This window comes from Pseudomonas sp. Colony2 (assembly GCF_019382755.1).
Taxonomy (GTDB): domain Bacteria; phylum Pseudomonadota; class Gammaproteobacteria; order Pseudomonadales; family Pseudomonadaceae; genus Aquipseudomonas.
In genome coordinates this window covers 110,586-121,005 of the sequence record NZ_CP080030.1, presented here as the reverse complement: position 1 = coordinate 121,005, position 10,420 = coordinate 110,586, and the positions used below count along the sequence as shown (strand labels likewise).

Sequence of the window (10,420 nt, the reverse complement as noted above, 5' to 3'; positions counted from 1 at the left end):
CAACTTCCCTCTATATAGAGAGCCTCAACAACCCTCTATATAGAAGAGAAGCTTCAGATGACCCCGGCCTCCCTCAAAGCTGACACATTCGCTGGCGTCAAACCCAGCACTTGCTGCAGCACCTGATGGGTATGCTCACCCAACAGCGGAGGTGCGCTGCGGTATTCAACAGGCGTCTTGGACAGGCGCATAGGACTTGCCACCTGGGGCACAGTACCAGCCAACGCATGAGGCAACTGCATCGCCAACCCGCGCGCTTTCACCTGAGGATCGGCAAACACCTGCGCCAGGTCATTGATCGGGCCGCAAGGCACACCTACTCGCTCCAGCTGAACTACCCATTCAGCCGTGCTCTTGAACACGGTAGCCTGACGGATCAACGGAATCAGCACCGCCCTGTTAGCCACTCGCAGCTTATTAGTAGCAAACCTAGGATCATCCGCCCACTGGGGCTGCCCAGCCACTTCGGCAAATTTGCGGAACTGCCCATCATTACCCACAGTAAGAATGAAGTCGCCATCCGCCGTAGGAAAATCCTGATAGGGAACGATATTCGGATGAGCGTTACCCAGGCGCTTTGGAGAGACGCCCGTCGTCAGGTAGTTCATCGCCTGATTAGCCAGACAAGCCACCTGCACATCCAGCAACGCCATATCGATATGCTGGCCACCACCATCATGATCCCGGTGAGCCATGGCCGCCAGGATCGCAACTGTCGAGTAAAGCCCCGTAAGAATATCCGTCAGCGCCACGCCAACCTTGACCGGCCCGGCGCCGTCTTCACCCTCCGGGCGGCCAGTCAGGCTCATCAGCCCGCCAAGCCCCTGGATCATGAAGTCGTAGCCCGCCCGCGTCGCATAGGGCCCGGTTTGACCAAACCCGGTAATCGAGCAGTAGATCAACTCCGGATTGATCTCCTTGAGCGACTCATAGTCCAACCCATAGGCCGCCAAGCCGCCTACCTTGAAGTTCTCGATCAGAATGTCGGACTTCGCCGCCAGGTCACGCACCAGCTTCTGGCCCTCCGGCCGCGTGAAGTCGATCGTCACCGATTCCTTGTTGCGATTGGCAGACAGGTAATACGCCGCCTCAGTGGTGTTTTCCCCATACGCATCCTTGAGGAAGGGTGGCCCCCAGGCACGAGTGTCGTCGCCATTCCCGGGCCGCTCGACCTTGATCACTTCAGCGCCAAGGTCTGCAAGTATCTGCCCGGCCCAAGGGCCCGCCAGCACTCGCGACAAATCCAGTACCCGCAGGTGCGAAAGCGCGCCCATGGTCGTTCTCCTATTAATAGAACGCCTGAATACCGGTTTGCGCTCGCCCCAGGATCAATGCATGCACGTCGTGAGTACCCTCATAGGTATTCACCACTTCAAGGTTGACCAGGTGGCGGGCAATGCCGAACTCATCCGAGATGCCGTTACCACCGAGCATGTCACGCGCCATCCGGGCAATGTCGAGCGACTTGCCACACGAGTTACGCTTCATGATCGAGGTGATTTCCACAGCCGCAGTGCCCTCATCCTTCATACGACCCAACCGCAGGCATCCTTGCAGCGCCAGGGTGATTTCAGTCTGCATGTCTGCGAGCTTCTTCTGGATCAGTTGAGTAGCCGCCAAAGGCCGCCCGAACTGCTGGCGATCAAGGGTGTACTGACGCGCGGTATGCCAGCAGAACTCCGCGGCCCCCAAGGCACCCCACGAGATCCCGTAGCGTGCCGAGTTAAGGCAAGTGAACGGTCCTTTCAGGCCACGCACATCCGGGAAGATGTTCTCTTCAGGAACAAACACGTTATCCATGACGATTTCACCGGTGATCGAGGCGCGCAATCCGACCTTGCCGTGGATCGCCGGAGCACTCAGGCCTTTCCAACCCTTTTCCAGCACGAAGCCGCGAATGTCGCCCGCATCGTCCTTGCCCCACACCACGAACACATCCGCAATCGGGCTGTTGGTAATCCACATCTTGCTGCCAGTGAGGCTGTAGCCGCCATCCACTTTGCGCGCGCGGGTAATCATCGCGCCCGGGTCGGAACCATGGTTAGGCTCGGTCAGGCCAAAGCAGCCAATCCATTCACCAGAGGCCAGCTTCGGCAGGTATTTCTGCTTTTGCGCTTCGGTACCGAATTCATTGATAGGCACCATCACCAGTGAGGACTGCACACTCATCATCGAACGGTAGCCAGAGTCCACACGCTCTACTTCACGAGCGATCAGGCCATAGCTGACGTAGTTCAATCCACTGCCACCGTACTGCTCTGGAATCATCGCCCCCAGCAGGCCGGTCTCACCCATTTCGCGGAAGATCGCAGGGTCAGTCTTTTCATGGCGGAAGGCTTCGAGAACACGGGGCGCCAGCTTGTCCTGGGCGAACTGTTGGGCACTGTCGCGCACCATGCGTTCTTCTTCGGTGAGCTGTGAATCCAGCAGCAGTGGATCGATCCAGTTGAAGCTTGCCTTACCGCCCATGAGTGAGTCCTCGCGAAGTAAATCAAAAGTCGTGCATGGAGCCTAGGCCGGGCAGGCGAGGAGGGCAAACGAGGATTTTGCATAGCCTTGTGCTAATTTCTCACTCCGTAACATTCAAAAGCGGCATAGATGCTCTTTACTTGTGAGGTCACGGTACATGCGAAGAAAAATTCCCAGCACCACGGCGTTGGTCAGTTTCGAGGCTGCAGCCCGCCACGAGAGCTTTACCAAGGCGGCACAGGAGCTTTCGATCACCCAGGGCGCAATCTGCCGACAAATCGCCAGTCTTGAGGAGTTTTTAAGTGTCGAGCTGTTTCGACGCTCGCGCCGGGGCGTGAAACTGACAGAAGCAGGGCTTTCCTACAGTCGCCGGGTGGCTACGCAACTTGACGCCGTGGAACGCGACACCCTTTCGATCATGGGACAGCAGGGCACCAACGTTATTGAACTGGCGGTGGTCCCGACGTTCGGCACCCAATGGCTGATCCCACGCCTCAAGGACTTTCAGCACCAGCATCCCGAAGTCACCGTCAACCTGACCAACCGCACACGGCCTTTCCTGTTCGCCGATACCGAATTCGACGCGGCAATCTACTTTGGCGATGCCGACTGGTCCGGTACCGAATCCCACAAACTGATGGGAGAAAACCCGCTCCCGGTATGCAGCCAGCGCTTGCTGGACGGTCGCACGCACTTCACTGCACACGAAATCGCCGAACTGCCCCTGCTGCAACAAACCACTCGACCCTATGCCTGGCGCCAGTGGTTCAACGCGCAACAGCTGGACATACCCCGCGACATGACAGGCCCGCGTTACGAGCTATTCTCCATGTTGTCCCAGGCAGCCATGCACGATATGGGCATTGCACTGATACCGCCGTTCCTTATTCAAAGGGAACTGAGCGATGGGCACTTGGTGATTGCCAGCCCTCAGGTACTGGCGAGCTCAAAGGCTTACTACCTGATGATTCCCGAGAGAAAGGTCGAATCAGCTTCTCTGCATGCGTTCAGAGACTGGCTGATTGATCAGTCGCATCGTTACAACCCCAATATCTAAAGGGTCTTCGTCAATTTATTAACTTTGTAGTCAACAAAATAAAATACCTACATATGTATATATATGTCGCAATTTAGAAGACCGCATCTTTTGACCCTGAAATGGCCTTTAAGCCATGTAGGTATTGGCCTGTAGCCATAAAATTGCAGCGATGCCCAAGCATTCACGTCGGCGATGGAGAAGCGCTGATATTTCGGTAAAAACTCTTTAATCTCCTGTATTTAAACGACTTTAATCTATCCATTGCGACAATCGGTCACGGGGTGACTTGTAGTTAATTTTTCGTCACCCGTCATAATCTCTTGAAGGCCGTAAAGTTCGCCTGCAAAATGCCGCGCCCCGCTGTATTTCAGCGGGATCGTGCTGATCGGCCGCCCAGATTCGCCTGTCGTGGCGCACTGGCCTTTTACAAAAATCAAAGCAAAAAGATCATGCAGGAGATTTGACGTGCACATTGGTGTTCCTCTCGAAACCCAGACCGGTGAAACGCGGGTGGCTGCCACCCCGGAAACCATCAAGAAGCTGATCGGCCAGGGCCACAAGGTCACTGTGCAAAGCGGGGCAGGCATCAATGCCAGTGTCGTCGACAGTGCCTATGAAGCGGCAGGCGCAACCATTGGCAACGCCAGTGATGCATTCGGCGCCGAGCTGATCCTCAAGGTAGTAGCCCCCAATGACAGCGAACTGACGCTGATCAAAAGCGGCGCAGTGCTGGTGGGCATGCTCAATCCGTTCAGCAACGAAACCATCACTCGACTGGCCGAGCATGGCATCACGGCCTTTGCCCTTGAGGCCGCGCCGCGCACCTCCCGCGCGCAGAGCCTGGATGTGCTTTCTTCCCAGGCAAACATTGCCGGCTACAAGGCTGTACTGCTCGCCGCCCATCACTACCCACGCTTCATGCCAATGCTGATGACCGCCGCCGGAACGGTGAAAGCCGCTCGCGTGCTGATTCTTGGAGCTGGTGTAGCAGGGCTGCAGGCGATCGCTACCGCGAAACGCCTGGGTGCGGTCATCGAAGCGTCCGACGTGCGTCCGGCGGTAAAGGAACAGATCGAATCCCTGGGCGCCAAGTTCGTCGACGTGCCATACGAAACTGATGAAGAACGTGAATGCGCGGTTGGCGTGGGCGGTTACGCGCGCCCAATGCCAACAAGCTGGATGCAGCGCCAGGCCCTGGCCGTGCATGAACGTGCCAAGCAAGCCGACATCGTCATCACCACCGCATTGATTCCGGGTCGCAAGGCACCGACCCTGCTCAGCGCCGAGACCGTCGCACAGATGAAGCCAGGCTCGGTGGTCATCGACCTCGCCGCAGCCCAGGGCGGCAACTGCCCGCTGACCGTGGCAGACCAGGTGGTCGTGGAAAACGGTGTGACCATCTGCGGCCCGACCAACCTGGCCGGCGCCGTCGCCGCCGATGCCTCGGCGCTGTACGCACGCAACCTGCTGGACTTCCTGAAGCTGGTCTTCACCAAGGAAGGGCAGTTTGAAATCAACCTCGAAGACGACATCGTCGCCGCGTGCCTGATGTGCCGCGACGGCCAAGTCATCCGCAAAAACGCCTAAGCAGGGATTCAGACGATGGAAGAGCTTATTTCCCCCGGTATCTACAACCTGATCATCTTCGTGCTGGCGATTTATGTCGGCTATCACGTGGTCTGGAACGTCACCCCGGCCCTGCACACCCCGCTGATGGCCGTGACCAACGCGATTTCGGCGATCGTGATCGTCGGCGCCATGCTGGCAGCCGCACTCACCGTGACACCACTGGGCAAGACCATGGGCACCCTGGCCGTAGCCCTCGCGGCGGTCAACGTGTTCGGTGGCTTCCTGGTTACCCGCAGGATGCTTGAGATGTTCAAGAAGAAAGCCCCGAAAGTAAAAGAAGAGGCGCCATCGTCATGAGCATGAATCTGGTCACGACGCTCTACCTGATCGCGTCGATCTGCTTTATCCAGGCACTTAAAGGCCTGTCACACCCGACGACGTCCCGGCGCGGCAACCTGTTCGGCATGCTCGGCATGGCGCTGGCAGTGCTCACCACCGTGGGCCTCATCTATAAGCTCGGCGCCGAGCTGGCCACTGCCGGAATTGGCTACGTCATCGTTGGCCTGCTGGTCGGCGGCACCGCCGGCTCGATCATGGCCAAGCGCGTGGAAATGACCAAGATGCCGGAGCTGGTGGCGTTCATGCACAGCATGATCGGCCTGGCTGCAGTGTTTATCGCCATCGCCGCAGTCGTGGAACCACAGTCGCTGGGTATCGTGAAACACCTGGGGGATTCGATCCCCGCCGGTAACCGCCTGGAGTTGTTCCTCGGTGCAGCCATCGGTGCAATTACGTTCTCCGGCTCGGTCATCGCCTTCGGCAAGCTGTCGGGTAAGTACAAGTTCCGCCTGTTTCAGGGCGCACCGGTACAGTTCGGCGGTCAGCACAAGCTGAACCTGGTGCTGGGGCTGTTGACGCTGGGCCTGGGCCTGGCCTTCATGTTCACCGGCAACCTCAGCGCCTTCGCATTGATGCTGGCCCTGGCGTTCGTGCTGGGCGTGCTGATCATTATCCCGATTGGCGGCGCCGACATGCCGGTGGTCGTCTCGATGCTCAACAGCTACTCCGGCTGGGCTGCGGCGGGGATCGGCTTCTCGCTGAACAACTCGATGCTGATCATCGCCGGTTCGCTGGTGGGTTCAAGCGGTGCGATCCTGTCGTACATCATGTGCAAGGCGATGAACCGCTCCTTCTTTAATGTACTGCTCGGCGGTTTCGGCAACACGGCAGACGCCGCCGGCCCGGCCGGCTCGAAAGAAGCGCGCCCGGTGAAATCCGGCTCGGCTGACGATGCAACCTTCCTGCTGACCAACGCCGACACCGTAATCATCGTACCGGGCTACGGCCTGGCGGTGGCACGGGCACAACATGCGCTGAAAGAGCTGACCGAGAAGCTGACCCACCGCGGCGTGACCGTGAAGTACGCGATCCACCCGGTTGCAGGCCGTATGCCTGGTCACATGAACGTATTGCTGGCCGAGGCAGAAGTGCCTTACGACCAGGTGTTCGAGATGGAAGACATCAACTCCGAGTTCGGCCAGGCCGACGTGGTGCTGGTGCTAGGCGCCAACGACGTGGTCAACCCGGCCGCCAAGAACGATCCCAAGTCTCCCATCGCGGGCATGCCGATCCTCGAAGCGTTCAAGGCCAAGACCATCATCGTCAACAAGCGCTCGATGGCCAGCGGCTATGCCGGCCTGGACAACGAACTGTTCTACCTGGACAAGACCATGATGGTCTTCGGCGACGCCAAGAAGGTCATCGAAGACATGGTCAAGGCCGTCGAATAAACACTGCGCCAGCGCAATACCCAAAACCCTGGCCTTTAGTAGGCTGGGGTTTTTTATTGCCGGTAAAAACCGACAAAAGGCTCTAAATCGCTGCCTGGCATTCGACCATGGTAGCGGGACGAAATTTTTTGAAATCACTAGACTGCGCATCTTGCTTCCGTAGCCCGAGATAACAATCCATGTACCGTGATCGTATCCGCTTGCCTTCGTTGTTGAACAAGGTCATGAGCGCGGCTGACGCTGCCGCACTGATCCAGGACGGCATGACCGTCGGCATGAGCGGCTTCACCCGCGCCGGTGAAGCCAAGGCCGTGCCCCACGCCTTGGCCGAACGCGCCAAGACATCACCGCTGAAAATTACCCTGATGACCGGCGCCAGCCTGGGCAACGACCTGGACAAGCAACTGACCGAGGCCGGTGTACTGTCGCGACGCATGCCATTCCAGGTGGATAGCACCCTGCGCAAGGCGATCAACGCCGGCGAGGTGATGTTTATCGACCAACATTTGTCGGAAACCGTCGAGCAGCTGCGCAACAATCAGCTCAAGCTACCGGACATCGCGGTGATCGAAGCCGTAGCGATCACCGAGCAAGGCCACATTGTGCCAACCACTTCCGTGGGCAACTCCGCCAGTTTCGCGATTTTCGCCAAGCAGGTGATCGTCGAGATCAACATGGCGCATAACCCGAACCTGGAAGGCCTGCACGACATCTATATCCCGAGCTATCGCCCGACCCGCACGCCAATTCCGCTGGTGGCCGTGGACGACCGTATCGGTAGCACCGCGATTCCGATTCCGCCGGAAAAGATCGTCGCGATCGTCATCACCAATCAGGCGGATTCGGCCTCCACCGTGACGCCGCCCGACAGCGACACCCAGTCGATCGCCAATCACCTGATCAACTTCCTTAAAGAAGAAGTCGACGCCGGACGCATGACCAACAAGCTCGGCCCGCTGCAGGCAGGCATCGGCAACATTGCCAATGCGGTGATGTGCGGTTTGATCGAGTCGCCCTTCGAAGACCTGACGATGTATTCGGAAGTCCTACAGGATTCCACATTCGACCTGATCGACGCAGGCAAGCTGAGCTTTGCCTCAGGCAGTTCGATCACATTGTCGGAACGGCGCAACGCCGACGTGTTCGGCAACCTGGAGCGCTACAAAGACAAATTGGTGCTGCGGCCCCAGGAAATCTCCAATCACCCGGAAGTGGTGCGGCGCCTGGGCATCATCGGCATTAACACCGCGCTGGAGTTCGACATCTATGGCAACGTCAACTCCACCCACGTCTGCGGCACCCGGATGATGAACGGAATTGGCGGCTCGGGCGACTTCGCGCGCAACGCGCACCTGGCGATCTTTGTCAGCAAGTCGATTGCCAAGGCCGGCGCGATTTCCAGCGTGGTGCCAATGGTCAGCCATGTGGACCATACCGAGCATGACGTCGACATCCTCGTGACCGAGGTCGGCCTGGCGGACCTGCGGGGCCTGGCGCCGCGGGAGCGGGCTCGGGTCATCATCGACAACTGTGTGCACCCGGCGTACCGCGATGCCCTGAACACCTACTTCACCCAAGCCTGTGTGCTGGGCGGGCACACCCCGCATATCCTGCGAGAAGCACTGAGTTGGCACATCAACCTGGAAGAAACTGGGCATATGCTGAAGGCGTGATTGATACAGATTCGGGCTGATGCAAACACAGTTTCATCAGCCCGAGCTTATGAGCCCAAGTTTTATAAAAAACTGTACTGCTGTACCGGTCATTTCCTACTGAAATATCCTATCTCGAACTCCATAAACGCCTAAAACGCACCATAAAAGTGCCGATAGGTACAGTTGCCCCAATTTCGTACAGTACAGCCCCTATAAACAGTTAACTGGCCCCTCACAATACAGGTGAACTGTATCTAGAGAGTCTTGCGCGGGAGGAGGATCATTGGCACCAGTTAAACCACTACCTAATCCCGCCACAAGCGGAAGGATGTCATCATGGAACGTACACTCAGTTCCGATCTGTTCTTCGAAGAAAAAGCTGTAAACACCCAGGCTTCCCTGCCTCTGCGCGTTCTCGCCAACCTGATGTTGTGGCAGCGCCGCATCTCCAGCCGCCATCAACTGGCTCGTCTGGATTCGCGTCTGCTGGCTGACGCCGGTATCAGCGAAGCACAACGCTACGAAGAGCTGAGCAAGCCGTTCTGGCGCTAATTAGCGTCCGCTGGCCCTGACCCACCGGGTCCACCGCCAGCACTCCGAATTGTTAAAGCAGAACCCGCCCCGGGTAACCGGCGGCGGGTTCTGCTGTTTCTGGGGTTTGGATTTTCAATGGCGAAAACAGTCGGCTTTCTACAGACCGATACAGTTTAAAAAATATAACAATTAAGCAGTACAATTTAACCCGCGTGTATCTGTACCGGTAGCACCCTCCAGCCCAAGATGGTGTTCCAGGACCTCATGAAAGGCGCGCGTCATGAATACCAAAAACCAGCAACACCCTCGGTTGATACAGCTACTCAAGCGCACCGCTGCAGCACTCGTCTGCTGGGGGCAACGGGCCCGCACACGCAGGCTGCTGGCTCAACTGGATCCGCGGGAATTGTCCGATGCGGGTATCAGTCACGGCGACCGGGCATCTGAGCTGGCCAAATCGTTCTGGCGCGAGTAATCACCGCAGGAAGCTATCCGAACAGATAAGCGGCGGCTAATATCCGGCTACCACGTGGCGAACCCTGTAGAACGGGCGTCTGATGCCCATGGTCTCGCTGCTCAAGCAGTAGCTTTGTGCCACCCTTTCGTTCATTTACAGGAGTCACCCCATGTCCCGTCTTCACCTGCTGAGCGCTGCAGCTCTGCTGGCCCTGGTTGCCAATGCCAACGCCTCCAGCCTGATCGTGACCACGGATTCGATCGTCGGCGCACTGAAAGCCACCTCAGACGCCACCTCCGATGCCACTTCCTCCCTGCGTGACAACAAGGTCGTACGTGCTGCCCGTGACGACGCCGCCAGCTTCGTTGCCAGCGAAGGCGCCATCCGTGGCGTAAAACTGGAAAGCGCCCTGGCCCAGATCCGCCAACAGGCTCCACAACTGAATACCGCGACTGACGCGCAGCTGGCCCAGGCGATCCTGGCCATCTGACCGCAGGTGGGTTAAAGGGGGCGCCAGGCGCTCCCCGAACCCTCCGCGCTGGCTCTCGCCCGGGCATTGCGCTAGCCTTGGCGCTCGTTTTCAGTTGTCGAGTCCCATGGCTTTTTCATACCGCCTGTTGATCGCTCCCGTAGTGTTTTGCACCTGCTGGTCCACGCAAGCTCCGGCCTTTGACCTGTCCACCCAGAGCCTCGTTGTCAGTGCGTATGCCACCAGCAAAGTGACCTCCGCACCGTTCGACCATAAACTGATACTGGCCGCCCAGGATGACGCTGCCGCTTTCATTGCCACTGACGGCCAATGGCGGGGAGCCCGACTGGAATCAGCGCTGGATTATCTGCGCCATACCCAGCCAAAACTTAACGCCAGTGACCTTGAACTGGCGCAAGCAATTCTCGTCCAATAATC

At 58.1% G+C, this 10,420-nt stretch carries 11 protein-coding genes; 9 read left to right on the top strand and 2 right to left on the bottom strand.

The annotated features are described in order from the left end of the window. Positions 1 to 53: 53 nt before the first annotated feature. On the bottom strand, positions 54 to 1,274 hold the full coding sequence (locus JV201_RS00585; protein ID WP_134325507.1) for a CaiB/BaiF CoA-transferase family protein: 1,221 nt from the start codon (positions 1,272 to 1,274) through the stop codon (positions 54 to 56). Between the two features lie 13 nt (positions 1,275 to 1,287). Next, a complete protein-coding gene (locus tag JV201_RS00580; RefSeq protein WP_003214743.1) occupies positions 1,288 to 2,469 on the bottom strand; it encodes an acyl-CoA dehydrogenase in 1,182 nt (393 codons plus the stop codon). Positions 2,470 to 2,626: 157 nt separating this feature from the next. Here JV201_RS00580 and JV201_RS00575 point away from each other — a divergent pair, with 157 nt between their 5' ends. The 9 genes from JV201_RS00575 (at position 2,627) to JV201_RS00535 (ending at position 10,418) form a co-directional block, all read left to right on the top strand. After that, on the top strand, positions 2,627 to 3,526 hold the full coding sequence (locus JV201_RS00575; RefSeq protein WP_008439666.1) for a LysR family transcriptional regulator: 900 nt from the start codon (positions 2,627 to 2,629) through the stop codon (positions 3,524 to 3,526). A 447-nt stretch (positions 3,527 to 3,973) separates the two neighbouring features. After that, positions 3,974 to 5,095, top strand: a complete 1,122-nt coding sequence (locus JV201_RS00570; RefSeq protein WP_003214747.1) for a Re/Si-specific NAD(P)(+) transhydrogenase subunit alpha — start codon at positions 3,974 to 3,976, stop codon at positions 5,093 to 5,095. A gap of 15 nt (positions 5,096 to 5,110) precedes the next feature. After that, the gene (locus tag JV201_RS00565; RefSeq protein WP_003170836.1) at positions 5,111 to 5,434 is read left to right on the top strand and encodes an NAD(P) transhydrogenase subunit alpha; all 324 of its coding nucleotides are present in this window, start codon (positions 5,111 to 5,113) and stop codon (positions 5,432 to 5,434) included. Next, positions 5,431 to 6,867, top strand: a complete 1,437-nt coding sequence (locus JV201_RS00560; protein ID WP_003214748.1) for an NAD(P)(+) transhydrogenase (Re/Si-specific) subunit beta — start codon at positions 5,431 to 5,433, stop codon at positions 6,865 to 6,867. Before JV201_RS00565 ends, JV201_RS00560 begins: the two co-directional genes overlap by 4 nt. 179 nt (positions 6,868 to 7,046) lie before the next feature. After that, the gene (locus JV201_RS00555; protein ID WP_134325506.1) at positions 7,047 to 8,540 is read left to right on the top strand and encodes an acetyl-CoA hydrolase/transferase family protein; all 1,494 of its coding nucleotides are present in this window, start codon (positions 7,047 to 7,049) and stop codon (positions 8,538 to 8,540) included. A gap of 318 nt (positions 8,541 to 8,858) precedes the next feature. Next, positions 8,859 to 9,074 (top strand): DUF1127 domain-containing protein, encoded by a 216-nt coding sequence (locus tag JV201_RS00550; protein ID WP_003214752.1) that lies wholly within the window; start codon positions 8,859 to 8,861, stop codon positions 9,072 to 9,074. Between the two features lie 262 nt (positions 9,075 to 9,336). Continuing rightward, a complete protein-coding gene (locus JV201_RS00545; RefSeq protein WP_003214754.1) occupies positions 9,337 to 9,531 on the top strand; it encodes a DUF1127 domain-containing protein in 195 nt (64 codons plus the stop codon). A gap of 151 nt (positions 9,532 to 9,682) precedes the next feature. Continuing rightward, on the top strand, positions 9,683 to 10,003 hold the full coding sequence (locus JV201_RS00540) for a DUF2388 domain-containing protein (protein WP_003214756.1): 321 nt from the start codon (positions 9,683 to 9,685) through the stop codon (positions 10,001 to 10,003). Positions 10,004 to 10,109: 106 nt separating this feature from the next. After that, a complete protein-coding gene (locus tag JV201_RS00535) occupies positions 10,110 to 10,418 on the top strand; it encodes a DUF2388 domain-containing protein (RefSeq protein WP_008439654.1) in 309 nt (102 codons plus the stop codon). Positions 10,419 to 10,420 lie beyond the last annotated feature (2 nt).